General features: G+C 71.2%; 21 protein-coding genes and 1 pseudogene. 6 read left to right on the forward strand and 16 right to left on the reverse strand.

The genetic code is table 11. The features are described from left to right. Window positions 1-53: 53 nt before the first annotated feature. Complete coding sequence (locus ACQB60_RS07040; protein WP_496924950.1) at window positions 54-2,111, reverse strand: phosphocholine-specific phospholipase C; 2,058 nt, start codon at window positions 2,109-2,111, stop codon at window positions 54-56. Between the two features lie 476 nt (window positions 2,112-2,587). On the opposite strand from ACQB60_RS07040, the gene mgtA reads away from it, so the two are divergent. Both mgtA and ACQB60_RS07050 read left to right on the forward strand, forming a co-directional pair. Further along, window positions 2,588-5,404: a magnesium-translocating P-type ATPase gene (mgtA, locus tag ACQB60_RS07045; protein ID WP_496924951.1), complete on the forward strand. Its 2,817-nt coding sequence runs from the start codon at window positions 2,588-2,590 to the stop codon at window positions 5,402-5,404. A gap of 34 nt (window positions 5,405-5,438) precedes the next feature. After that, a complete protein-coding gene (locus ACQB60_RS07050; protein ID WP_496924952.1) occupies window positions 5,439-6,656 on the forward strand; it encodes a serine hydrolase domain-containing protein in 1,218 nt (405 codons plus the stop codon). Between the two features lie 49 nt (window positions 6,657-6,705). Here the strand turns inward: ACQB60_RS07050 and ACQB60_RS07055 are convergent, their stop codons facing one another. After that, window positions 6,706-7,467, reverse strand: coding sequence for a type 1 glutamine amidotransferase (locus tag ACQB60_RS07055; protein WP_496924953.1), 762 nt, complete (start codon window positions 7,465-7,467; stop codon window positions 6,706-6,708). Between the two features lie 106 nt (window positions 7,468-7,573). Here ACQB60_RS07055 and ACQB60_RS07060 point away from each other — a divergent pair, with 106 nt between their 5' ends. Next, window positions 7,574-8,275: a TetR/AcrR family transcriptional regulator gene (locus ACQB60_RS07060; protein WP_496924954.1), complete on the forward strand. Its 702-nt coding sequence runs from the start codon at window positions 7,574-7,576 to the stop codon at window positions 8,273-8,275. A gap of 14 nt (window positions 8,276-8,289) precedes the next feature. Here ACQB60_RS07060 and ACQB60_RS07065 read toward each other — a convergent pair whose 3' ends face one another. Then, window positions 8,290-8,652 carry a hypothetical protein gene (locus ACQB60_RS07065; RefSeq protein WP_496924955.1) on the reverse strand — a complete coding sequence of 121 codons (363 nt, stop codon included), beginning with the start codon at window positions 8,650-8,652 and terminating at the stop codon, window positions 8,290-8,292. An 11-nt stretch (window positions 8,653-8,663) separates the two neighbouring features. Next, complete coding sequence (locus ACQB60_RS07070; RefSeq protein ID WP_496924956.1) at window positions 8,664-11,261, reverse strand: glycoside hydrolase family 3 protein; 2,598 nt, start codon at window positions 11,259-11,261, stop codon at window positions 8,664-8,666. 301 nt (window positions 11,262-11,562) lie between these two features. On the opposite strand from ACQB60_RS07070, the gene ACQB60_RS07075 reads away from it, so the two are divergent. Continuing rightward, window positions 11,563-12,483: an NADP-dependent oxidoreductase gene (locus tag ACQB60_RS07075; protein ID WP_496924957.1), complete on the forward strand. Its 921-nt coding sequence runs from the start codon at window positions 11,563-11,565 to the stop codon at window positions 12,481-12,483. Further along, window positions 12,480-13,223: a GNAT family N-acetyltransferase gene (locus ACQB60_RS07080; RefSeq protein WP_496924958.1), complete on the forward strand. Its 744-nt coding sequence runs from the start codon at window positions 12,480-12,482 to the stop codon at window positions 13,221-13,223. Before ACQB60_RS07075 ends, ACQB60_RS07080 begins: the two co-directional genes overlap by 4 nt. Here ACQB60_RS07080 and ACQB60_RS07085 read toward each other — a convergent pair. After that, window positions 13,211-13,639: a (2Fe-2S) ferredoxin domain-containing protein gene (locus ACQB60_RS07085; protein ID WP_496924959.1), complete on the reverse strand. Its 429-nt coding sequence runs from the start codon at window positions 13,637-13,639 to the stop codon at window positions 13,211-13,213. The genes ACQB60_RS07080 and ACQB60_RS07085 overlap by 13 nt on opposite strands. A gap of 7 nt (window positions 13,640-13,646) precedes the next feature. Continuing rightward, entirely contained in the window at window positions 13,647-14,987 is a 1,341-nt protein-coding gene (locus tag ACQB60_RS07090) for a 6-phospho-beta-glucosidase (RefSeq protein ID WP_496924960.1), read from the reverse strand. A 178-nt stretch (window positions 14,988-15,165) separates the two neighbouring features. Between ACQB60_RS07090 and ACQB60_RS07095 the strand changes: the two genes are divergently transcribed. Then, window positions 15,166-16,026 (forward strand): hypothetical protein, encoded by an 861-nt coding sequence (locus ACQB60_RS07095; protein ID WP_496924961.1) that lies wholly within the window; start codon window positions 15,166-15,168, stop codon window positions 16,024-16,026. A gap of 24 nt (window positions 16,027-16,050) precedes the next feature. Here the strand turns inward: ACQB60_RS07095 and ACQB60_RS07100 are convergent, their stop codons facing one another. The 10 genes and pseudogenes from ACQB60_RS07100 to ACQB60_RS07145 all read right to left on the reverse strand — a co-directional run bounded on the left by ACQB60_RS07100 (window position 16,051) and on the right by ACQB60_RS07145 (window position 24,404). Further along, the gene (locus ACQB60_RS07100) at window positions 16,051-16,215 is read right to left on the reverse strand and encodes a hypothetical protein (protein ID WP_496924962.1); all 165 of its coding nucleotides are present in this window, start codon (window positions 16,213-16,215) and stop codon (window positions 16,051-16,053) included. A gap of 128 nt (window positions 16,216-16,343) precedes the next feature. Then, the gene (locus ACQB60_RS07105) at window positions 16,344-16,826 is read right to left on the reverse strand and encodes a CBS domain-containing protein (protein ID WP_496924963.1); all 483 of its coding nucleotides are present in this window, start codon (window positions 16,824-16,826) and stop codon (window positions 16,344-16,346) included. 135 nt (window positions 16,827-16,961) lie between these two features. Further along, on the reverse strand, window positions 16,962-18,392 hold the full coding sequence (locus ACQB60_RS07110) for a flotillin family protein (RefSeq protein WP_496924964.1): 1,431 nt from the start codon (window positions 18,390-18,392) through the stop codon (window positions 16,962-16,964). 98 nt (window positions 18,393-18,490) lie between these two features. Further along, complete coding sequence (locus tag ACQB60_RS07115) at window positions 18,491-19,006, reverse strand: NfeD C-terminal domain-containing protein (RefSeq protein WP_496925628.1); 516 nt, start codon at window positions 19,004-19,006, stop codon at window positions 18,491-18,493. A gap of 138 nt (window positions 19,007-19,144) precedes the next feature. Beyond that, a complete protein-coding gene (locus tag ACQB60_RS07120; protein WP_496924965.1) occupies window positions 19,145-21,121 on the reverse strand; it encodes a potassium channel family protein in 1,977 nt (658 codons plus the stop codon). Between the two features lie 56 nt (window positions 21,122-21,177). After that, window positions 21,178-21,393, reverse strand: a complete 216-nt coding sequence (locus tag ACQB60_RS07125) for a hypothetical protein (protein ID WP_496924966.1) — start codon at window positions 21,391-21,393, stop codon at window positions 21,178-21,180. A 64-nt stretch (window positions 21,394-21,457) separates the two neighbouring features. Further along, a complete protein-coding gene (locus ACQB60_RS07130; protein ID WP_496924967.1) occupies window positions 21,458-22,756 on the reverse strand; it encodes an ArsB/NhaD family transporter in 1,299 nt (432 codons plus the stop codon). Continuing rightward, window positions 22,753-23,562 (reverse strand): annotated as a pseudogene (locus ACQB60_RS07135) (cation:proton antiporter domain-containing protein). Before ACQB60_RS07135 ends, ACQB60_RS07130 begins: the two are co-directional and overlap by 4 nt. A gap of 264 nt (window positions 23,563-23,826) precedes the next feature. Continuing rightward, a complete protein-coding gene (locus ACQB60_RS07140; RefSeq protein WP_496924968.1) occupies window positions 23,827-24,204 on the reverse strand; it encodes a GNAT family N-acetyltransferase in 378 nt (125 codons plus the stop codon). Between the two features lie 53 nt (window positions 24,205-24,257). Then, entirely contained in the window at window positions 24,258-24,404 is a 147-nt protein-coding gene (locus tag ACQB60_RS07145; protein ID WP_496924969.1) for a hypothetical protein, read from the reverse strand. Window positions 24,405-24,536: the final 132 nt, after the last annotated feature.

The raw sequence follows: 24,536 nt of genomic DNA on the forward strand, positions 1-24,536 counted from the left end.
GGGACGGGGAGGGGGCGACGGAATTTCCGCCGCCCCTTCCCCCTCCGCGTGCCTCAGCCGGTGATCAGCGCCGGGTCGCTCACGCCCGCCTGGCCGTTCTCCACGCGCCCGGCGAAGCGCCGCAGGAACGCCTTGTCGGTGTCGGCGACGACGCTGATGTCGTACCAGCGCTTGCCGGCGCGCAGGTCGACGGTGTGCTGCACCGTCGCGCCCGGCTTGACCTTGAAGGTCTCCTTGGTGCCGCCGTAGGCGTTGGTGACGGTGAGGTTCACCTCGGCCGAACCGGCGTTGGTGAAGGTCAGCTTGAGGTTGCCGGTCGCCTTGTCGTGGCGGGCGGTGACCTCGGGGCCCGCGGTCTTGCTGGCGCCCTTGAAGACGCGCAGGAAGCCGTTGGGCCCGTACACCCACAGGTCGTGGACGTTGTTCGAGTACGCCCCGTTCCAGGAGTCGGAGATCGTCTTGCCCGCCTCCGTGGTGTACGTCCAGGGGCTGTCGGTGCGGTTGCCGGAGCGGACGTGGAAGCAGACGCCCGCGTCGGGGCCGCCGCCGAAGGTCAGCTGGTACTTGCCCGCCGCCACGTCGGCCCTGCCGTCCACCAGCGGGGCGTAGGGCAGGGCGCGCGAGGGCCGGGAGCCCTTCTCCTGCTTGGGCAGGGCCGGGTTGGCGGGGGCGTGCGGGACGTAGTCCGGGTGGCGCTCGTGGTCCGGGGGCCGGTAGCCGTCGGTGTCGGGCAGGTCGGCCGGGTCGGTGTCCTTGCCGCTGAAGTCGAACGCCGAGGTGAGGTCGCCGGCGACGGCCCGGCGCCAGGGCGAGATGTTGGGCTCCTTGACGCCGAAGCGCTTCTCCATGAACTGGAGGATCGACGTGTGGTCGAAGACCTGCGAGTTCACGTAGCCGCCGGTCGACCACGGCGAGACGACGAACATCGGGACGCGCTGCCCCATGCCGTAGTGCCCGGCCGCGTAGCTCGCGTTGCCCGGGAAGTAGTCGAGCGTCGTGTCGACGGTGGAGAGGCCCTGGTTGGCGTCCTTGGGGACGTACGGCGGCACGACGTGGTCGAAGTAGCCGTCGTTCTCGTCGTACGTGATGAACAGCGCCGTCTTGGCCCACACGTCCGGGTTGGAGGTGAGGGCGTCCAGGACCTGCGCGATGTACCAGGCGCCGTAGTTGGTCGGGAAGTTGGGGTGCTCGGAGAACGCCTCGGGCGCGGCGATCCAGGAGATCTTCGGCAGCTTGTCCGCCTTGACGTCGGCCGTCAGGACATCGAAGTAGCCGTCGCCCGCCTTGGCGTTGGTGCCGGTGCGGGCCTTCTCATAGAGGGCGTCGCCGGGCTTGGCGTTGCGGTACTTGTTGAAGTACAGCAGGGAGTTGTCGCCGTAGTTGCCGCGGTAGGCGTCGTCGATCCAGCCCCAGTGGCCCGCGGCGTCCAGTCCGTCGCCGATGTCCTGGTAGACCTTCCAGGAGACGCCCGCCTGCTCCAGGCGCTCGGCGTACGTCGTCCAGTCGTAGCCCGCCTCCTGGTTGCCGAGGACCGGGCCGCCGCCCTTGCCGTCGTTGCCGACGCCGCCCGTGAGCATGTAGTAGCGGTTGGGGTCCGTGGCACCCAGGAACGAGCAGTGGTAGTCGTCGCAGATCGTGAACGCGTCCGCGAGGGCGTAGTGGAACGGGATGTCCTGCCTGGTCAGATACGCCATCGTGCGCTCGGACTTGGCATTGATCCAGTTGTCGTACCTGCCGTCGGCGAAGGCGCTGTGGCCGCCCGCCCAGTCGTGGTCGAGGCCCGCGATGAACTGCATGCCGAGGTCCTCGGCGTCCGGGTGGAAGGGCAGCACTTCCTTGCCGCCGCCGACCTGATTCCACACCGGCTTGCCGCTGGGCAGCGTGACCGTGCGGGGGTCGCCGAAGCCGCGTACGCCCTTCATCGTCCCGAAATAGTGGTCGAAGGACCGGTTCTCCTGCATCAGGACGACGATGTGCTCGACGTCCTGGATCGAACCGGCGCGGCGCCGGGCGGGCAGCGAGGCGGCTCGGGCGATGCTCTCGTTGAGCATCGCGAACGCGGCGGTGCCGCCGGCGAGTTGCATGAACCGGCGCCGATTGATTTCAGGCATGGGTGATGTGACCTCGTGTCATGGGGGGCTCAGGCGGGTGAAGTGTGCCAAGGGGAGCAAGTGTGTGGGAAGAGGTGGTGACTCGAATGTGAAGAGAAGTCCAACCCCTGGTGAGAGGGACACAAGTCCTCTGCGATTCAGGACCAAAGTCCCACATTTGACTTTTATCGCCCCAGCTGCCTCACTTGGCCGTGCACCCTTCGGTGGTGCATTTCTCTGTCCCGCGACGGCAAGGAGGTGTTCGGGATGAGTCCCGAAGGAAGTCCTTGCGTTGTCGGCACGTTTCACTGACGCGCCCGAGCCGTTTCACTGACGCGCCCGAGCCGCGTTTCTCCAGCGACTGAGCTTCGCTGATCTCACTCTTCTTCTTTCACCGGCGCATGCCGCCCGAATTCGCCTTGCGCGCTCCGGCATGCCCCTTACGTCCCTGTGCGCGGACGTGCTTCGTCATGCCCGTGCGCGGAGGGAGGTCTGCCATGAACAAGCTGATTCCCCAGGTACGCCCGGACCACGCTCCGGGCGCGCACCCCAGCAACCCCCACCCCCACCCCAGCAGCCCCGCCCCCACCACTCCCCGCCCCTCTGGCAAGCGCCGCGAGCGCAAGGCCGCCGAGCTCGACGCCCGCACCCGTGAGGTCGGCGCCCGCCTCGCCGACCTGAGCGCGCGCCCGGCCCGCGAGGTCCTGCGCGACGTCGAGGCGAGCACCCGCGGACTCCGGCAGGACCAGGTCCTGGACCGGCTCGAGCGGTTCGGCGCGAACGTCGTGGCCCATGAGCGGCCGACGCCGTGGCCGCTGCAGCTGGCCAAGTCCTTCTCGAACCCCTTCATCGGCGTCCTGGTCGTCCTCGGCATCATCATGTACGTGCAGGACCCGGCCGACCCCGGCGTCGTCATCCTCTCCACGATGGTGCTGATCAGCGGGCTCCTCCGGTTCTGGCAGGAGTACCGCTCCACGAAGTCGGCGCAGTCGCTCAAGGCCCTGGTCACCACCTCGTGCGCGGTGCAGCGCCGGTGGAGCGAGCACACCGGCACCGAAGAGATCCCGATGGCGGAGCTCGTCCCCGGCGACATCGTGAAGCTCGCCGCCGGCGACATGGTCCCCGCCGATCTGCGGGTGCTCACCGCCAAGGACCTGATGGTCAGCCAGGCCGCCCTGTCCGGCGAGTCGCTGCCCGCCGCGAAGGCCGACACCCGCGCGCACGACTTCGGCCAGCGCGCCACCACCGACCCCGTCGAGGCCGACAACCTCTGCCTGATGGGCACCTCCGTGACCTCCGGCACGGCGACCGGCGTGGTCGTGGCGACCGGCACCGGCACGTACTTCGGGTCGATGGCGGGCGCCCTGGTCGGGGACCGGCCGCAGACCGCCTTCGACCTCGGCGTGAAGCGCGTCAGCTACCTCCTGATCCGCTTCATGCTGGTGATGGTCCCGGTGGTCTTCGCCATCAATGGCTTCACCAAGGGCGACTGGGACCAGGCGTTCCTGTTCGCGATCTCCGTGGCGGTCGGGCTCACGCCCGAGATGCTGCCGATGGTGGTCTCCGCGAACCTGGCGCGCGGCGCGGTCGCGATGTCGAAGCGGCACGTCGTCGTCAAGCAGCTCAACGCGATCCAGAACCTGGGCGCGATGGACGTCCTGTGCACCGACAAGACGGGCACGCTCACCGAGGACCGCATCGTCCTCGACCGCTACCTGGACACGCGCGGCCAGGAGGACCGGGAGGTCCTGGAGTACGCGTACCTCAACTCCCACTTCCAGACGGGACTGCGGGGCCTCATGGACCAGGCGGTCCTGAACCGCGTGGACGAGGCCGAGGAGGTTGTCGTCGACACCCGCTTCACGATGGTCGACGAGATCCCCTTCGACTTCGCACGCCGGCGCATGTCGGTGGTCCTGAGCCGCAACGAGTTCACCGAGAACGCCGTCGGCTCGCCCGCGCAGAGTGTGGAGACCACGCAGACCGCGGAGCCCCAGGAGCACGTCCTCATCACCAAGGGCGCCGTCGAGGAGGTCCTCGGCCTCTGTGACCACGTCATGGACCGGGGCCGCCGGGTCCGGCTCACCGACGACCGGATCGCGCACGCCCGCCGGGTCAGCGAGGACCACAACCGCGAGGGCATGCGCGTCCTGGCGGTGGCGACCCGCTCGCTGTCGGCGACGCGCACCGCCTACTCGGTCGCGGACGAGCGGGAGTTGACCCTGGTCGGCTTCCTCGCCTTCCTCGACCCGCCGAAGAAGGACGCGGGCGCCGCGCTGCGTGCCCTCGACGAGAACGGCGTGGACGTCAAGGTCATCACGGGCGACAACGAGCTGGTCGCGGCGCGGGTGTGCGCCGATGTCGGCCTGGACGTCGGCGAGGTGGTGACCGGGTCCCGGATCGACGAGGTCGACGACGTCGAGCTGGTCGAACTGGCCCGTGACACCACGGTGTTCGCGAAGGTCAACCCGGTCCAGAAGGCCCGGATCGTGCGCGCGCTCAAGGCCGAGGGGCACACCGTCGGCTTCCTCGGCGACGGCATCAACGACGCCGCGGCGCTGCGCGAGGCCGACGTGGGCGTCTCGGTGGACACGGCGGTGGACATCGCCAAGGAGTCCGCGGACATCATCCTGCTGAAGAAGGACCTGATGGTCCTGGAGCAGGGCGTGTTGATGGGCCGTCAGACCTTCGGCAACACCATCAAGTACATCAAGATGACGGCCTCGTCGAACTTCGGCAACGTCTTCTCCGTCCTGGTGGCCTCGGCGTTCCTCCCCTTCCAGCCGATGCTCGCCATCCAGCTCCTGATCCAGAACCTCTGCTACGACATCAGCCAGCTGTCCATCCCCTGGGACCGGATGGACAAGGAGTACCTGCGCAAGCCGCGCACGTGGGACGCGAAGGGCATCGGCCGGTTCATGATCCGGATCGGCCCGATCAGCTCGGTCTTCGACATCACGACGTTCCTCGTCATGTGGTACGTGTTCCAGGCCAACTCTCCCGCGCACCAGACCCTGTTCCACACGGGCTGGTTCGTGGAGGGCCTGCTCTCGCAGACGCTGATCGTGCACATGATCCGCACCCGCAAGATCCCCTTCATCCAGTCGCGGGCCTCGGTCCCGGTGCTGGTCATGACGGGTGCGGTCATGGTGTTCGGCCTGTGGCTGCCGTTCTCGCCGCTGGCGGCGACGTTCTCGATGCAGCCGCTCCCGATGAGCTACTTCCCGTGGCTGATCGGCACCCTGCTGGCGTACTGCGCGCTCACCCAGGGCGTGAAGTCGTGGTACATCCGCCGGTACGGTGAGTGGCTCTGACAGACCGTCAGAGCAGACCGTCCGAAGGAGCCCCATGACGACGCCTCCTCCCTCCGTCCACGGCACCTGCGCCCCTGGATTCGAGGGCGTCCGCGAGGAGTTCGAGCGGAACTTCCGCGAGCGCGGCGAGCTCGGGGCGGCGGTGGCCGTCACGGTCGACGACGCCTTCGTGGTCGACCTGTGGGCGGGGTCGGCAAACCTGTCCGGCACCCGCGCCTGGGAGCGGGACACGCTGGTCAACGTCTACTCGACGACGAAGGGCCTCACGGCGCTCTGTGCCCATCTCCTCGTGGACCGCGGGGAGTTGGACCTGGACGCGCCGGTGGCCCGGTACTGGCCCGAGTTCGCCCAGGCGGGCAAGGGCGACATCCCGGTGCGGTGGCTGCTGAGCCACCGCACCGGTGTGCTCGCCCCGCGCGAGCCGATGCGGCCGGAGCAGGTGCAGGACTGGGACACGGTGTGCGCGGCGCTCGCGGCGGCCGAGCCGTGGTGGCGCCCCGGCGAACGGCAGGGCTACCACGCGGTGGCGTACGGCTTCCTCGTCGGCGAGGTGGTGCGCCGGATCACCGGGGTGTCGCTCGGCACGTTCCTGCGCACGGAGGTGACGGCGCCGCTGGGCGTGGACTCCTCGGTGTACGTGGGCACACCGGCGTCCGAGCACGCCCGCTGCGCGGACATGATCCCACCGGGCACGACGGACGAGAACGCCGAAAAGGACACAGAAGGCACCCTGTTCGGCGGCGCCCCGGAGCCCCCCGTGGCCGGACTCGACGCCCACCCCCTGGCCCCGCTCACGCTCGCCCTCAACTACCTCCCGATGGGCGAGGTCAACAGCGCGGCGTTCCGCACCGCGGAGATCCCCGCCGCGAACGGTCACGCGACGGCCCGCGGACTGGCCACGGTCTACCGCGAGTTGGCGAACGGCCGCCTGGTCACTCCCTCGACCCTGGAGGCCATGCGGACCCGGCAGAGCGGCGAGGACGAGCCGGACGTCGTCCTCGCGGCGGGCACGGCGGTCTCCTCCGCGTGGTGGTGGGGCCTCGGCTACATGCTCAACCAGTTCGGCATGGCGGGCACGAACCCCCGCGCCTTCGGGCACGGGGGCGCGGGCGGCTCGTTCGCGTTCGCGGATCCGGAGGGGCGGGTGTCGTACGCGTACGTCATGAACCGGATGGACGGCGGCACGTCCGGGGAGGACGTGCGCAGCTGGAAGCTGGTGGAATCGCTGTACGAGTGCCTGGGCAAGTCCTAGCCGCACCTGGCCCTAGCCGCACCTGGCCCTGGACGCGCCTGGGCAAGCCCTAGAAGCCGGCGCGCTCCACGAACAGACTCCGCAGATGGGCGAGGCCGCGCCCGGCGAGAGGACGCAGGGTGTCGGCGACGGCACGGGCGTCGCCGCGCAGCCGGCCCACGGCGTCGGGGCCGAGCGCGTGGGTGGCCTCGGCGACGAACGACGGCTCACCGAGCCACTCGTCGAGGAGTTCGGGCGTGACCTCCAGGTGGAACTGGAGCCCCCACGCGACCGGACCGGCGCGGAACGCCTGGCACTCGGTGCTGTCGGTGCGGGCGAGTACGCGGGTGTCGGGTCCGGGCACGATGCGGTCGCCGTGCCAGTGGAGCACGGCGGGGGCATCGGCGAGCGGCCCGACGACGGGGTCGTCCCGGTCCACACCACGCAACGGCGCCCAGCCGATCTCCCCGTCCCGCCCGAGCTCGGCCCCCGACCGCACGGCCAACCCCTGCGCACGGGCGAGCAGTTGGGCGCCGAGGCACACTCCGAGAGTCGGCACCTCGGCGCGCAGGGCGTCGACAAGAAGGTCCCGTTCGGCCTTCAGTGCGGGATGCGCGTCCACGTCGTCGGCGCTCATGGGCCCGCCCATGACGACGAGCCCGGCGAGCTCGTCCACCGCGGGCAGCTCACCCGCGGCGCCCGGCGCCGGTTCCCCGTCGAGCAGATTGCGCACCACGACATCGAGGCCACTGCCGTCCAGGGCGTCGAGAATCAGACCGGGCTTCTCGACGTCGACGTGCTGGAGGATCAGGACGGTGGTGCGGGCGGGCATGGGGGCCTCCTCGGCCTCCTCGGCGAAATCACGGTGAAATCACGGCGGATCTCACCCTAACGCGCAGGTCAGAGCCCCGATGAGAGGGGTGCGGTTCAATGGTCGGATGCCCATCCGATCCCGCCGGTCCCGCCACTCCCCCGGTTCGTACGCCGCCGCCGACCCCCGGCGTGCGCAGATCCTGGCCGCCGCGCTCGCCCGGTTCGCGCAGAGCGGGTATCTCAACTCCTCGCTCGCCAAGATCGCGGCGGAGGCGGGCACGTCGGCGACCCTGATCGTGCACCACTTCGGGTCCAAGGAGCGGCTCCTCATGGCCGTGCTCGAGGCCCGCGAGGAGCGCACCCGGAGCGGGTTCGGGCCGCTGCACGCCGCGGCGGACAGCGACGACGTGCGCGACCTGTTCCGCGCGCTGCTCGCCCTCGCCGCCTACAACCTCACCCAGCCGGGCCTCATCCAGCTCTACACCAAGCTCGCCGCCGAGGCGGGCGGCGACCGGGAGCACCCGGCGCACGCGTACTTCGCGGAGCGGTACCGGCGGGTGGCCGGGGATGTGGCGGCGATGCTGCAACGCGCCCTGGACGCGGGCCAGTTGCAGCCGGACACCGATCCGCACCGCACCGCCGTGGAGATCCTCGCCGTCTCCGACGGCCTCCAGATGCAGTGGGCCATCGCGGAGGGCGACCTCGACTTCGTGGGCGTGTACCGCGCTCATCTCGACCGGCTGGCCCGGTCCCTGACCGTGGACGGGGTGGGGCTGGGTGAGCCGGGTGAGCCGGGTGATCCGAGTGAGGAGCGGCTCGCCGACTAGGGAGAGGGCCGTGCTCAGAGATCCGTCACGCCCGGGTAGTGGCAACGGAGTTCGCTGAGCACGCGGTCATCGGCGGCCGTGACCTCCCACAAGGAGCTGTCCACTTCGGTCAGGACGACCACGAGCGCGTCCTCGGCGAACCCGCGCACCTCGGCGTCGATCAACCGGAGCCCCGGGGTCGTCAGCGACAGCAGCGCCGGCGTGTCCATACCGGCTCCGGCGGACCGCCACTCCATCTCGGCACAGCGAGGGTCCACGATCTCCTCGCACTCCACCCGCCAGGTCAGCCCCAGGCCGAAGCTGCCGAGGCGCACCAGCAGTTCGGCGAGGGTGACGTAGTGGCTGCCGTGCCAGGCAGGGAAGGTGATCCCCTTCATGGCTGCTGACCCTAGTTGACGGCGTCGGCCTTGCTCAGCCGGATGTCCCGCGACGACGCCCCCACATACAGCCCCCGCCACCCCCGCGTCCGCGTCCACGCGCCGCGCTCCGTGTTCCAGTACGAGAGCTGCCGTGCCGTCACCCGGATCCGCACCCGCCGGGACTCGCCCGGGGCGAGTTCCACGCGCTCGAAGCCCGCCAGGGTCTTCACCGGGAGTTCCACCTCCGCGTCCCGGGGCGCGCCCACGTACACCTGGGGTACCTCCGCGCCTGTGCGCCGGCCGCGGTTGGTGACCGTGAAGGACGCCTCGTAGCCGTCGCCCGTCCGGCGCACGGAGAGGGCGGAGTAGCCGAACTCCGTGTAGGAGAGGCCGTGTCCGAAGGGGAAGAGGGGGTCCGTGCCCGCCTTGTCGAAGCCGCGGTAGCCGGTGAAGATGCCCTCGCTGTACGTCACCACGCCGTCGACGCCGAAGTAGCGCTCCGGGTGGGCCGGGTCCAGGGTCGGGTGGTCGGACTCGCGCTTCGGCCAGGTCATGACGGACTTGCCGCCGGGGTTGGCGCGGCCGGTGAGGAGGTCGGCGGTGGACCAGCCGCCCTCTTGGCCGACGTATCCGGCGTGCAGGACCGTGCCGACGCGGTCGAGCCAGGGCAGGAGGGCAGGGCCGCCGGTGTTGAGGACGACGATCGTACGGGGGTTGGCCGCGGCCACCGCCTCGATCAGCTCGTCCTGGTGGGCGGGGAGCGCGAGCGTGGTGAGGTCGCCGCTGCCGCCGAGCGCGCCGCCCTCTCCGTTGTGGGCGAAGACGACGGGCGTGTGGACGCGGCGGGCGAGGCGGGCCGCGCGGGAGATGCCCGCGCTCCGCTGCTCCGGGGTGACCCAGGCCAACCGGACCTGGACCGGGCCACGTTCGGCGACCGACGCGTCCCAGCCGGTGGCCGTCACGCGCAGCGCGTAGGCGCGTCCGCCGGTCAGCCGCAGGGGCGCCGCCCGGCCGTTGTCGAGGCCGTCCGTCGTCGGGACGATCGAGGACCACTTGCGCGTGAAGCTGTCGCGGACGCCGGACGCCGTCGCGATCTCCTTGCCGTCCAGCATCAGCGAGACGGCTCCGCCCCAGCCCTGGATGTTCAGGGCGTACTCGCCGGTGGTGGGCGGCACGAGGGTGCCCGTCCACTCGGTGGCCGTGCCCTGGGGCAGTGCGCGGTCGCCGGTGAAGTCCACCGTCCTGTCGGTGCCGCCGCCCTTGCGGGCCATGCCCTTGGGGAGGGCGGAGGACGGGATCGCCGTGCCGGTGAGGTCCACCCCCACCTCGTACGCGATCTTCCGGCCGGTGCTGCGGCGCAGCGCGTCGAGGGGGCTGACCATGCGGTCCTCGAAGCCGTAGGCGCGCTCGCCCGCGACGGAGACGGCGACCTGGCCGGCGGTGGGGCCGATGAGGGCGAGGTCGTGGAGCGCGGCGCGCGAAAGCGGGAGGCCGCCGTCGTTGGTGAGCAACACCGCGCCCTGCGTGGCGACTTCGCGGGCGACGCGGGCCCCGGCCTCGACGTCGATGGACGTGCGCGCGGGTACGCGGCTGCCGTCGAGCATGCCGAAGGCGTCGTACCGGCCGAGGATGCGGGAGACCGCGGTGTCGAGGGCGGCGAGCGGGACGGAGCCGTCGGTGATCGCCTTCTTGAGGGGTGCGCCGAAGTGGGAGCCGTCCCACATCTGCATGTCGAGGCCGTCCTCGATGGCCGACGGGGAGTGGGTGGCGCCCCAGTCGGAGGTGACGAAGCCAGGGAAGCCGAGCTCGCCGCGGAGGATGTCGGTGAGGACGGTCTTGTTCTCGCTGTTCCACTCTCCGTTGAGGTGGTTGTACGCGGACATGACCGAGGCGACCCCGGCCCGCACGACCGCCTCGAAGGCGGGCAGGTAGAGCTCGTGCAGGGTCCGGTCGTCCACCACGAAGTCGTAGGAGTTCTCCGGCTTCTCGCGGTCGAACTCGTGCAGCCGCTGGTTGTTGGCGAGGAAGTGCTTGGCCTGGGCGAGCATGCCCTCGGCCTGGACGCCCTCGACCTGGGCGGCGCCGATCAGGGCGTTGAGGAGGGGGTCCTCGCCCGACTGGTCCTTGTTGCGGCTGAAGAAGGGGGTGCGGGAGAGCTCGATCTGCGGGGCGAGCAGGACGTCCATGCCGAGGGTGCGTCCCTCGCGGCCCATCACCGCGCCGTAGGCGCGGGCCAGTTGGGGGTTGAAGCTCGCGCCGAGCGTGGAGACGGGCGGCAGGCCGGTCGCGGACCGGGTGACGTTGACGCCCGCCGGGCCGTCGGTGAGGCGCAGCTCGGGGATGCCGAGGCGGGGGACGCCCGGCAGGTACCCGGCCTGGCCGAGCCGGCGGGGGTCGGTGGCGCCGTGGACGAGGCTGATCTTCTCGTCGAGGGTCAAGCGGGCGAGGAGCCGGCGGACGCGCCGGCCTGCCTTGGAGGCGGAGGCGGAGGTGGGTGCGGAGGCGGAGGCAGGTGCGGAGGCAGCCGACGCCGGTGCGGCGAGCGGGCCCGCCGCGGCCACGAAGGCGAACGCGGCCGCGGTGCCGCCGAACTGCTTCAGAAGTTCACGACGAGTGCTGGCAGGCATGGCGAAACGGCCTCCGTGACGCGGCTCGGGGCAAGGGGGACTGGCCTCCGGTCGCCAAGAGCTGAAGGCGGCAACCGCGCCAGTGCGGGAGTACGGGGCCTGAGTCTTGATTGGTTGAACACTGAAGGTCAAGGGTCGGGAAAAGGAAAGTTTCAGGGGTGTTCAGTTTTCTACGGGCTCGTGAACACGCGGCCGTCCCGGGCCGTGCCGGGAATAGCGGGCGGATCATGGCGTTCGAGCTAAGTGGACCCGCGTGCGGTCAGTGGACCGTGGCCCCACTTCCACCAGAGGAGACAGCGAGATGCCCAAGGCGTACGTCTACACGCGACCCGGCGGCCCCGAGGTCGAGGCCCTCGTGGACCGGGAGGTGCCGGAGCCGGGACCGGGGCAGCTGCTCATCGCGGTGCGCGCCGCGGGCGTGAACCCCGTCGACTGGAAGCTGCGCTCCGGCTACCGCAGGCCCGGCCAGCCGCCCGCCACCTACCCCGAGGTGCTCGGCAGCGAGGCCGCCGGAGTGGTCGAGAAGGTCGGCCCGGACGTCGAGGGGTTCGCCGTCGGGGACGAGGTCTTCGGCACGGCGGTCGCGGGCGGCTACGCCGAGTACACCCTGCTCCCCCAGGCGATCGCCGCGCACAAGCCGAAGGGGCTCACCTTCGCGGAGGCCGCCGTGCTCCCGGTCGCGGCGGCGACCGCGTACGACGGTGTGCAGCAGCTCGCGCTGCCCGCCGGATCGACGCTCCTGATCATCGGGGCGGGCGGCGGCGTGGGCGCACCCGCCACCCAGCTCGCCCGCCACCTGGGCGTGCGCGTCATCGGCACCGCGAGCGAAGCGAAGAAGGAGTTCGTCGAGTCGCTCGGCGCGGTGCACGTGCCGCGCGGCCCCGGCCTCACCGAGCGGGTGCGCGCGGCGGCCCCCGACGGCATCGACGCGATCTACGACCTGGTCGGCGGCGACGACCTCGTGGAGCTCGCCCGACTCCTCGACGACCGCAGCAAGTTGATCACCGCCGCGGCCAAGCAGACGGTCGCGGAACTCGGCGGCGCCCCCGTGGCCCGAGCCCGCACCGGAGCGGTCCTCGACGAGGTGGCGCGCCTCGCGGCGGCCGACGTGCTGCGCCCCCACATCACCGGCCGCTACCCCCTGGAGCGGGCCGGGGAGGCCCTGCGCTCCGTGGAAGAGGGCCACACCCGGGGCAAGGTCGTGCTCGAGGTCTCGGCATGACGGAGACGCTCTCCACCCCCGCCCCGCTCTCCACCCCCGCCCCGGCGCCCGTGGCGTCGACGCACCCCCTCGACAACCCCGCCCACGCCTCCCTCACCGGCCCCCACGCCCACCTCGCCGAACGCCACGGGCGGATCCTGCGCTACCCGCCCGACGTCTCCCCGTGGCTCGCCCTCCCCGACGCGCCGGCCCCCGCCGACTGGGCCCGCCTCGCCTCGCTCTACGGGCCCGGCGAGGAGGTACCGCTGCCCGCCGTGGCCGGTCCCCTGCCCGACGGGTGGGAGATCGCCTTCGAGACGGACGGTGTCCAGCTCGTCGACTCCGGGGTGGCCACGGCGCCGGACCCCGAGGCGGTGCGGCTCGGGCCCGGCGACGTGCCGGAGATGCTGGACCTGGTCGCGCGCACCCGGCCGGGCCCGTTCCTGGCGCGCACCGTCGAGATGGGCACGTATCTGGGCATCCGCAGGGGCGGCGCCCTCGTCGCGATGGCGGGCGAGCGCCTGCACCCGCCGGGCTGGACGGAGATCAGCGCCGTCTGCACCGACAACGCCCACCGCGGCCAGGGCCTCGGCACCCGGCTCGTGCTCGCGGTCGCCCACGGCATCCGGGAGCGCGGCGAGACCCCGTTCCTGCACGCGGCGGCCCGCAACACGAACGCGATCCGGCTCTACGAGTCCCTGGGCTTCACGCTGCGCCGACGGCCCGTCTTCCGGGCGGCGCGGGCGCCTCAGGCCGGCTGACTCCCCTTCTCCACTCGGGGGTTGACCACCTGAAGCAACAGGGTCGGCGGGGGCTCGGCGATCCCGGGCCCGCCCGCCGCCACCCAGTCGAGGATCTCGTCGAGGGACGCGTCGTCCAGGGTGAACCCCACCCAGACGGGCCGGCCACCCCGCCGACGGCCCTCGCTCGACGGCTGCACGACCACGATGTTGGCCTGCCCGCAGGGGCCGAGGCACTCGCTGGTGCGGACGGTGAGGCGGTTCCCCGAGTCGGCCGCCGCCGCCCGCAGGCGCGCCAGCTGCCCCGCATGGTCGGTGCCGGGGTGCTTGGCCGCGTCGCCGCAGCAGCAGCCCCGGCACACGACGAGGCCGCAGGGACGGGACGGGCGGGATATCGGTGCGGTCGTCGGGGAGTTGACGGAGTCGGTGGCGGTCACCCGAAGATCATCGCAGGTATGCCAGTCCGGGGTGCGCCCGCTTGTACCCGTCGACGAGCCTGCGCGCGACGTTCACCGAGTCGACCAGCGGGTGCAGCGCGAACGCCTTCACGGCGGTGGCGCGGGAGCCGCTGTCGGCCGCCGCGAGGACCTCGCGCTCGACGGCCTTCACCGAGCAGACCAGGCCGGTGGCGTGCCCGGGCAGCGGGTCTACCGCCATCGGGTGGGCGCCGTTGGCGTCGACGGAGCAGGGCACCTCGATCACCGCGTCGGCGTCGAGCACCGAAAGCGTCGTGCGGTTGCGGACGTTGAGGATCAGCGTGGCCCGCTCGTCCCGCGCGATGGCCCGCATGATGGCAAGCGCGACCTTCTCGTAACCGCCGGACTCCATGTCCTCCGCGGCGCGTTCGCCCGCGCCCGCCGCCTCCCGGCTCTCCGCCATGTACGTGGCCTCACGCTCGGCCCGGGTCGCGTCCCAGGTCCGCCACGCGGGGGCGTCGGGGCGCGCCATCTTCTCGTAGAACCTGGCCTGTTGGTCCCGGAGGAAGGCGCCGCGGGTCTGCTCGGCCTCCTGGTAGCCGCGGACCGTCTCGCGGTTGAAGTAGTAGTAGTGCAGGTATTCGTTGGGAACCGCGCCGAGGGAGCGGAGCCACTCCGCGCCGAAGAGCTTGCCCTCCTCGAAGGATTCGAGGAGGGCCGGCTCCGCGAACAGGCGCGGCAGCTGGTCGACGCCGCCGATCCGCAGACCGCGCAGCCACCCCAGGTGGTTGAGGCCCACGTAGTCGATGAACGCCTCGTCGGGGTCGCCGCCGAGCACGCCTGCCACCCGGCGGCCGAGGCCCACGGGCGAGTCGCAGATGCCGATGACGCGGTCCCCGATGTGCCGGGACATCGCCTCGGTGACCAGGCCCGCCGGGTTGGTGAAGTTGATGACCCAGGCGTCCGGGGCGAGAGTGCGCACCCGGCGGGCGATGTCGACGGCGACGGGCACCGTGCGCAGCCCGTACGCGATGCCGCCCGCGCCCACGGTCTCCTGCCCGAGCACGCCCTCGGCGAGGGCGACGCGCTCGTCGGCGGCGCGTCCCTCCAGGCCGCCGACGCGGATCGCGGAGAACACGAAGTCGGTGCCGCGCAGCGCCTCGTCGAGGTCGGTCGTCGTGGTGACCGTGGGCGCGTCCGGCACCCCGGTGGCCTGTTCCGCGAGGACCCGGGCGATCGCGCCGAGCCGCGCCGCGTCCAGGTCGTGCAGGACGACCTCGGTGATCCGGCCCTCCGCTCGGTCGCGCAGCAGCGCCCGGTACACCAGCGGCACCCGGAATCCGCCACCGCCGAGAATCGTCAGTCTCACGTCTGAACTCGCCTTCTGTCGCTGCCTTGCCGAGGGTCGCGGAGCGGCTGTCGCGGTGCGGAGCCGGGACCAGGGTCACATTGTGCGCAACTCCCGCCTGCTCCCCGATCACCGTACGTACGATGGCGCCGCCGCGGCGACCGCCCCGCACCCCTTCCCCCACGGAGGTAGCAACCAGATGAACCCCCTCAAGGCTTCCGCCGCCCTGCTCGGCGCCCTGGCCCTGGTGGCCGTCACGGGGCCCGGGGCGAGCGCCGAGGCCCGACTGCCCGGCGGCTGGGCGGAGTCCGGCAGCTCGTCGGTGAACTCCCTCACCGGCAGCCAGGGCCTGGCGAGCCGCGCCGACGGCGGCCTGACCTACCGGGGGCTCGGGTCGGTCCCGCTGGCCCTGCGGATCAAGGGCTGGAGCCACATAGGCGACCCGGACATAGCGAAGGGTCACACCTTCGACGCCTATCAGGGCGGCGACGACGCGAAGTCGAAGATGTTCGCGGTCACCACGCCGGAGGGCAAGCGCTACCTGTACGAGCACCGGCTGGACGCGGGCGAGAAGCTGAACAACTCGTTCGCCGCCGTGTCGCCGGACGCCCAGTGGCTGGTCTCCGGGGAGTGGGGCGACCAGAGCCGCCTCCAGGTCTTCCCCGCCCCGCTCCTCAACTCCTCGACGCCGCCCACCGGGGGCGCGCTCGCGCAGGCCGGGCAGATCACCCTGGACAAGCCGGTACGCGACATCCAGGGCTGCGACTTCGTCGCGGACACCCGGCTGGTCTGCTCCTCGAACGACGCGTCCAAGGAGCTGTTCCCCGAGGACCGGCCCGTCCTTCAGGTCGACCTGGAGCGCGCCCTCGACGGCAAGCCGGTCACCGGCCACGTCACCAGCCTCTTCGCCGCGCCCCAACGCAGCCTGTGCTCGGGCACGTTCGAGACGGAGGGCGTCGACTACGACAGCGCGCGGCGCACCCTGCGGGTCGAGGTGGTGCCGCCGGCGCCGTGCCTGGTGATGACGTCGGTGTACGCCTACAAGCCGACGACCGGCTGAGGGCCCGCTCTCCAGGGCCCGCCCTCAAAGGGCGCGGCCGAGCAGCTCCAGCAGCCGCTCCCCGAAGATGTCCATGTACATCAGGACGCCGGGACACGGGCCGCCTTCGGCGGGGAAGGCGGCGAAGGCGTCGGCCGTGCCGTCGGCGGTGGGGATCTCCAGGTGCGCCGTGCGGGTGCTGAGGCTCATGCGGGCCCACCCTGGTCACGAGACCCGGCGGCGGCGCGCTGCGCAGCATCGCCCTTCATGCCATGCGGCGTCGGGGCGCCGCGTGCTTCGCGTCGCCCTGCTGGACTGTCTGTTCGGGGCGCCCCGTGTCACGCCGACGGGGTGTCCAACGTCCCGGCCACTCCCAGGAGTTCCTGGAGCAGATGCGACGCGGTGATGACTCCGACCAGGTGCGTACCGTCCTTGGCCCGCTCGGCGACCGCCACCAGGGGGCTGCGCACCTGCGCCATCAGCGCCGCGACTTCGAGCGCGGTGTCGTCCGGGGCCGCGATGGGGGGCGGGGTCGCCTTGCTGGAGAGGCACTCTCCGACGGTGCGGCCCTTGAGGACGTGGCAGAGCCGGTCGGCGTGCCGCTCGTCGACGACCGCCGCGAGCGTCGGGTCCTCTATGACGTATGTGGGAACGATCATCTTGATCAGCTGGGAGGCCGGCAGGATCGCCTTGGGCTCGCCCTTGCCGTCCAGGACGAGGAGGCCGGGCAGTTTCTGTTCGGCCATCAGTCGGGCCGCCGCCATGGCGTCGCTGTCGACACTCACCGATTCGTATTCGATCGCCAGATCCCGTGCGCGCACGACCCGCTCCTCGCCTGGTGGAGAGTTCCTGTCCTCAGCGTCGTATGCGACCGTGACGCGGGCCAGTTCATTGACGCGAAAGATACGCGGCGGCCCACACAGTGTGCGGGCCGCCATGCGGAGAGTGCGTCGGCGTCAGCCGGTGATCTTGATCTGCCCGTTGTCCGATGCCGTTGCGGGCGCCGGGTCCGACGGCTCGCCTCCGGCAGTGATGTTCTTGAGGAGTGCGGGGAGGTCGACTCCCGTGGTGGAGTTGAGCAGTTCGACGCCCTGGGCGACGTTGTCGGCGACCGTGCGGGAGAGTCGGCTCGCCCCGTCCGTGGAGATCACCGTCATCTTGTCCACGGCGGACAGCGGCTCCGACGCCTTGGCCACGACCTGCGGCAGCACCTCGACGAGCATCTGCAGGACGGCGGCATCCCCGTACTGCGCGAAGGCGTCGGCCTTCTTCTGCATCGCCTCGGCCTCGGCCGAGCCCTTGGCCCCGATCGCGGCGGCTTCCGCCTCGCCCTCGATCCGTACGGCCTCGGCGAGCGCCGCCCGGTGTGCCTTCTCGCCCTCACCGGTGAGACGCGAGCGCTGGGCGTCCGCCTCGGCCTGCTTGACCAGGGCGATACGGCGGGCCTCGGCCTCCTGCTCGGCCTGGTAGCGGGCGGCGTCGGCGGGCTTGCGGATCTTGGTGTCCAACTCCCTGTCCGTCAGGGCTGCTTGGCGCTCGGCCACCTTCTCCTGCTCGGTCAGCACGTCCTGGCTGCGGGCGGCCTCGGCGAGCGGTCCCGCCGCGTTGGCCTGGGCGGCGGCCTGGTCCGTCTCGGCCTTGATCTCGGCCTGCCTGAGCGCGAACGTCCGCTGGGCGACCGCGATCTCCTCCTCGGCCTTGAGCCGGGCCTGCTCGGAGGCGCGGCGTGCGACGGCCTCGGCGATGTCGGCCTCCTGCTTGGCGCGGGCCGCCTCCGGGCGCCCCAGGTCCTCCAGGTAGGAGCCCTCGGTGGTGATGTCCTGGATCTGGAAGGCGTCCAGGACCAGGCCCTGCCCGGAGAGCGAGGCTTCGGCCTCCTCGGCGACCTGGCCGGCGAACGCCGCCCGGTCACGGATGATGTCCTCCACCGACATACGGCCCACGATGGAGCGCAGCGCGCCGGACAGGACCTCCTGTGTGAAGCCCACGATGCCGTCCTGCTGCATCAGGAAGCGCTGGGCCGCGGCGCGGATGGAGTCCTCGGTGCCGCCGACCTTGACGATCGCGACGCCTTCGAGGTGCGCCTTGACGCCCCTCAGCGTGACCGCACCGCGTACGGCGATGGGGATGTGACGGGAGGAGAGGTCGAGCGTGAATCTCTGCTGGACGAAGGGGACGACGAACACGCCACCGCCGACAACGACCTTCTGGCCGCTGTTGTCGGTGAAGATCCGTCCGGTCTCCGGGTCGGTGGACTTCTTGCCGCGCCGGCCGGTGATGATGAACGCCTCGCTGGGCCCGGCGACCTTGTAGCGGGTGATGACGACGAGCGCCAGGAGCACGAGGAGTACGACGACCCCGGTGACGGCTATGACGACTGGACTCATGGTGGATTCCCCCTCTGCCTCCCGGAAGGACGCAGTTGGTTCAGTGATCGGTGTGCGGTTGAGTGGTTGAGTGGCTCAGTGGTCGATGGGTGGGACCGTCAGCGTTCGACGGAGCGCACCGCGACCGAGGTGGGCGAAAGCACTTCGTCGACCCAGACGTCGGCTCCCCGGGCAAGCGCCACCTGGCTCTTCGCCGCGAACTTCATCGGCTGACCTGCCAGTTGGAGAAGGACCTCGCCGTACCCGTCGGCCGGGATGGCGGTGACGACGTTGCCCGACGTACCCACGAGGTCGTCGCCGCGCGGTGTCGGAGCCGTCTGGTCCCGGATCAGGGCGCGGCTGAGTTTCCATGTCAGCCAGCCCGCCGCGGCACCAGCACCCGCTCCGACGGCGGCGGCAGGCCCGGCGCCGAGCCCGGTGGTGCCGAGCACGATGGCACCGCCGAAGCCGAGCATCGACACGAAGCCCGCGATGACCGGCAGCGACAGCAGGCCGTCGAACAGTCCGTCCAGTACATCGGCGCCGCCGAAGAGCCCTTCGAGCACTCCGTCGAAGATCAGGGAGAACAGCAGCAGGACGACGCCTGCGATGCCGAGACCTAGAAACAAGGCCACTGTGGACACCTCCCTCAACTTGACTCTCACCTCGGCGGGTGAGGATCGTCGCACGCGGTGACCGCCTCGCACATTGCCGTCTTCCGGCAATCTTTACGCGTCTTTAATGCCTGCATTCTCGCTGTGGCTCGTGTCCGGCTACGACCCGGCCGGACCACCTCTGAGCTGCGATCGGCGGCCGAGGATTTCGGCGAGGCCCTGGCGCGTCGCGGCGAGGACCACGCGGTCGGTGGGGCGCAGCACGTAGCAGGGGTCCAGGTTCCAGACCAGGCCGGGCGGATGCGCGGGGTCGTCTTCCCCCGGAGAGGCGGCGAGGTCGGGCAGCCGTTCGTCGGGGGCCGTGGAGTCGACTGCGAGCACACGCCAAGCGCCGGCCCGGAACGACTCGGCGACCGTTCGCCCCTCCAGTGGTGGGTGACCGGCGACGTCGAGGGCGGCGAAGAGCAGCACCTTGCGCTCGACGGGGATCGCACCGAGGACCCGGCGGCCCATCATGGCCCCGGCGAAAGCCGGCGCGGCGAGCGTGGAGACGCTGCGGCTGCGGGTGAGGGCGCGGGGGTGGGCGGCGCGCAGGGTGCGGTAGACGGCGGTGGCGAACGCGTCGTCGTACAGACGCAGGCCCACGCGCAGATCGGGTTTGACGGAGCGGGCGTACAGGGCGGCTTCGAGGTTGGTGGTGTCGTGGCTGGTGAGAGCGAGCAGGGCATGGGCGCGGTGGATCTTGGCGGCTTCAAGGGCGCCCTCGTCGCGTACGTCGGCGATCACGGTCGGCACACGCAGGCTCCGGGCGAGCGGAACGCCACGCGCGTCAGGGTCCTCCTCCACGCAGACGACGGGGACGCCGAGTTCGTGCAGCCGGGCCAGGACGCGGGTGCCGACCTTGCCGAGGCCGAGCAGGACGACATGGCCCGCCAGGCCGCGCGGTGGGCGGCGCAGCGTGGAGGCGGTGCGGAAGGTACCGAGCGCTTCGAGGACGGCGGCCAGCATGACGGGCAGGAGCAGCAACCCGGCGAACCCTGTGAGGAGTTGGAGGATCTGGCGGGCTGCGGGCTCGCCGACGGCGGGGTCGTCAATGGCGAACAGGTCGAGCAGAGTGAGGTATGCGGCGCGAAGCGGGTGGGGGTCGGTGGTGGCCCAGGTGGCAAGGGCCAGACCGAGGACGCAGATCACGAGTCCGGCCAGCGACCAGCGCAGGCGGCGGGAGAAGAGCGAGCCGAGCGGCAGCCCGCGTCCCGCGAGTCGACCGGGTGGCGCGGCTGGTCCGGCGTACGTGACGGTGTCGAGGACCACGGCGCCGCGCCCGGTGGCCGCGGCGACGGTGCGGTCGTCGGGCAGCAGCAGCGGCCCCTCCTGCCCTGAGGCGTCCGAACCCTCGGCCCCCGCTGGGTCGCTGGTCGTGGAGGACAAGAGGGCGAGCGTGCACAGTCCGGGATCGGTGACCTCGCCCCGGCCGGGCGGTGTGCGCTCGGCGGCGCGCAACAGCAGTCCGTCCGCCTGGACGACCTTGCTGGTGCCGGCGACGGCGGTGGCGGCAAGGGCGGGCGCGGCGGTGTCCGCGTCGGACAGGACGGTGGTGGAGGTGTCCAGTGCCTCCAGGTCGAGACCGGGCTGGGCCGGCACGGCGGCCTGGTCGAGGAGTTGCGCCAGGTGCTGGCCGAGCCTGCGGTCATAGAGCCGGATGACGAGGCGTAACCGGGGGTTGAGGCGTCGGGCGGCCAGGGCGGCGTGGATGTTCGTCTCGTCGTCGTCATACACGAGAGCGAGGGCGGCGGCGCCCCGCGCCCCGGCCTCGATCAGGGTGCTCTCGTCGGGTTCCGCTGCCTCCAGGACGCGGGGAGCGCGCGCGGGGGCCGCCCCGTCGACGCTGTCCGCCGCTCCGGCGGCCCGCATCAGAGCGGCCTGCATCCGGCCGAGCAGGGCCGCGGCCCGGGCCCGGGCCGCCGGCCCGCCACGCGCACCGTCGGCCGCACGGACGGTGGGCACGATGGCCGTGACCCGCTCGCCGTACACGGAGCGCAGCTCGGCGGCGAGCCGCTCGGCAAGCGCGTCGTCGCCGCACACGATCATGTGACCCTGGGGCAGCGGGTGTTGGGCCTGCTGGGGCAGTGCGGACATGGTCCCTGAAGTGCTCCCGTTCCGTGGCACGTTCCGCCCGTTCCGGTTCACCCTGGTCACGGGCGCGACCTGTCGCCGAAGGGCGTCGTGGAATGACGAACGGCACCCGCTCCGTACGTCGTGCGGTCGGCACGCGCCTGAGCGCGCCGCCGCTGCTCGATGAGCAGGCCGTCGGCGTTCTCCGTACGCCTGTTGCCTCGACGCAGCAGGACCACGATCAGGAGCGTCGCCACGGCCGCCAGCAGGCCGAAGAGGGTCAAGAGGGCGAACACGACTGTTTCCTCCGCATGCTGTCGATGGTTCTACTGGTCGTCGGTACGCCGTGGATGACCGCTGTCAGGCCAGGGCGAAGTAGCGCAGCCACACGTACAGGGCCGAGGTGGCCACGGTGACGGCGGTGACGACGAGGCCGTACTTGGTGAACTGCCAGAAGGAGATGGGCTGTCGGTTGCGTTCGGCGATGCCGAGGACGACGACGTTGGCGCTGGCGCCGATCGCGGTGGCGTTGCCGCCCAGGTCGGCGCCGAGGGCGAGGGCCCACCACATGACGTGGTCCCCGGCGCCGCCCATGTCGTGGACCAGGTCGGCGGTGATGGGCGCCATGGTGGCCACGTACGGGATGTTGTCGACGATGCCCGACAGGACGGACGAACCGCCCAGCAGGGTCATGGAGCCGCCGAGTTCGCTGCCGCCGATGACGTCCGCGAGGGCCTTGGAGACTTCACTGATGACGCCGGTCTCGATCAGCCCGCCGATCATGACGAACAGGCCCGCGAAGAAGGCCAGGGTCGGCCACTCGACCTCGCCGAGCACCTCACCGGTCTCCACAGTGGAGACGGCGATGAGCAGGCCCGCACCCAACAGGGCGACCACGCTGGGCTCGTAGTGCAGCACGGGATGGAGCACGAATCCGACAACGACGAGAGAGAGGACCACGAGCCCCTGAACGAGCAGGCGCGGGTTCTTGATGGCCTCGCGCTCCTCCAGGGCCATGACCTCGTCGGCGCGCTCCTCCTCGTACACGAACGCCTTGCGGAACATCACCCGGCACAGCACCACCAGGACGACGGTCAACACGGCTGACAACGGCGCGAGATGGACCAGGAAGTCGTTGAAGGTCAGGCCCGCGCGGCTGGCGATGATGATGTTCGGCGGGTCACCGACCAGGGTGGCCGCGCCACCGATGTTGGACGCGAACACCTCGGCGATCAGGAACGGTGCCACCGGGAGCGAGAGCCGCTCGCACACCAGGAGCGTGACCGGAGCGATGAGCAGCACGGTCGTGACGTTGTCGAGGAGCGCCGAGGCCAGCGCGGTGATGACGATGAGCATCACCATCACACGGAATGCTTTCGCACGGGCCCGCTTGACCGCCCAGATCGCCAAGTACTCGAACATGCCGGTCTTCTTGAGCACACCGACGATCATCATCATGCCCATGAGCAGGAAGATGACGTTCCAGTCGATGCCGGACTCCTCGGAGTAGAAGGCCGACGTGTCGTCCGTCGCTCCGATCGCCAGCATCAGGCCGGCGCCGCCGAGCGCCGCGGCGACCCGGTGGATCTTCTCGCTGATGATCAGCGCGTACGCCCCGACGAAAACGACGATCGCTGCCCAGCTGTGCCAGTCGTTCACGGTCCTCCGGTCTCTTCGGTGAGTCGTCCCGTCAAGCGGGTCCTCCCGCCGTCGTGGTCGTGGTCGCGGACGGCAGGGCCCTCCGGCACGCCGACGAGGTCCTCGACGTCGAAGAGCCGTGCGATGGGCACGTCGGTGCTGCTGTGCGCGATGACCGAGAAGGCGATGCAGACGGCGATGAGTGGTATGCCTGTTCGCCCTGTGGAATTCCGGCCCGCAGCACCAGCAGTCCCCCGAAGAGGCTCGGTGTCAGGAGCGAGCCGAATACCAACAGGGCCGCGAACTTGGCGAGTTCCGCAAGCGCCTCGCCCAGGGGTTCGAACGCCGCCTTCGCCTCCACCGAGCATGCCGTGAGTACCGCGCCGGCGGAGAAGGCAGCAAGGTAGGGGTTGGCGTGTGCCAGATGGCAGGTGGCGTAGAGGATGACGCCGAAGGCCAGGCCGAGGACCGGTTCCAGGCCGATCTTCGACAGGGACGCCTCGGCGTGGCCCGAGGCGGGGCCTGCCGCCGCGATGAGAACCAGAACGACCGGGAGCGCGAGCCCGTCGTTGATGCCGCTCTCCACGTTCAGCAACTGCCGCAGCTTCGCCGGGACTTCCTTGCGGCCGACGATCGCCGAGGCGAACACCGGGTCCGTGGGCGCGAGGACCGCGCCGACGACGAAGGACGTCGTCCAGTCCAGGCCGACGAGGTAGTGCGTGACCGATCAGGAAGAGGAAGGAGGTGGAGAGCACGGTGCGGGCCGCCAGACCGGACAGCAACACCGCGATGAGCAGGGCCACTCCGCATACCGCGATGAGCACCATGGCCGTAATCCCCGTTCGGCGAAGAGACTTGTAGCAAGACCGCCGACCAGACTTCCCGGCACACCGCGGGGAACCCTACATGTTCTTTACGCGGCGTTGACAGGTTCTTGATGGGCATTCAGGCGGATACAAGATTGCCGGGTCCCGGCAGGGAGACGTGTTCGCGACGCTCGCCCGCGTCACCCCCGCGAGGCTGCACACGACGAGGCCGAACCTCACCGTTGCGGGGGCAGAGCGGGACACACCGTCTGCCGTCAGCCGCCCTCACCCGGCACACCGGCACCACCTCACCCGCGCCGCACCACGCCGGTAGGGCCACCGGAGCGAGAACGATCCGCTTGCCCTCACCACCGGGAAGGCGCACTCCATCTCGTCACCCATCGCGGCGAAGAACGCCCGCCCGCTCGCGGACTGCCGCGAGGTCTCCCATACGTGGCCGGGCGCCCGCTCCATGGCCAGGTGCAGGGCATCCCGGGCCAGTCCCCTCCCCTGCAGCGACGGGGCGACCCAGACCGTGTCGATCCGGCCCGTACAGCACGCGTCGCAGACTCGGTACTCGACGAGGCCGACGAGCACCCCACGCTCGTCCTCGGTCGCCACCCGTCTCGTACCGCCGGGCTCCGCCGGCTCCAGCCGGCGCATGCGGACAGTCGGCGCACCGCGGCGTCGGCCGCCGTGTCCGGGCAGTCCCCACATCACACGATCTCGCCGCCACTGCCGCGCAGGGACCGATCCAGGCCGATCCCGCGCATCGTGGACCGTGCTCCGTCGTCGGCGTGAGTGAACACCAGCCGGGTGCCGACCGCGCGGACGGCGGCAAGGGCCCGGAAGAACCGGACCACCTCGTGAGCACGGGAGTGTTTCGAAGCGAACGGCCGGGCGGACGGCCGATGGGGCCGGAAGTTGGGCATCCAGGGCTCCGAGGCAGGGGGAAGCGACCGCCGACCAGACTTCCCGGCACACCTGGCAATGAG

Source organism: Streptomyces odontotermitis (genome assembly GCF_050510915.1).
GTDB lineage: Bacteria > Actinomycetota > Actinomycetes > Streptomycetales > Streptomycetaceae > Streptomyces.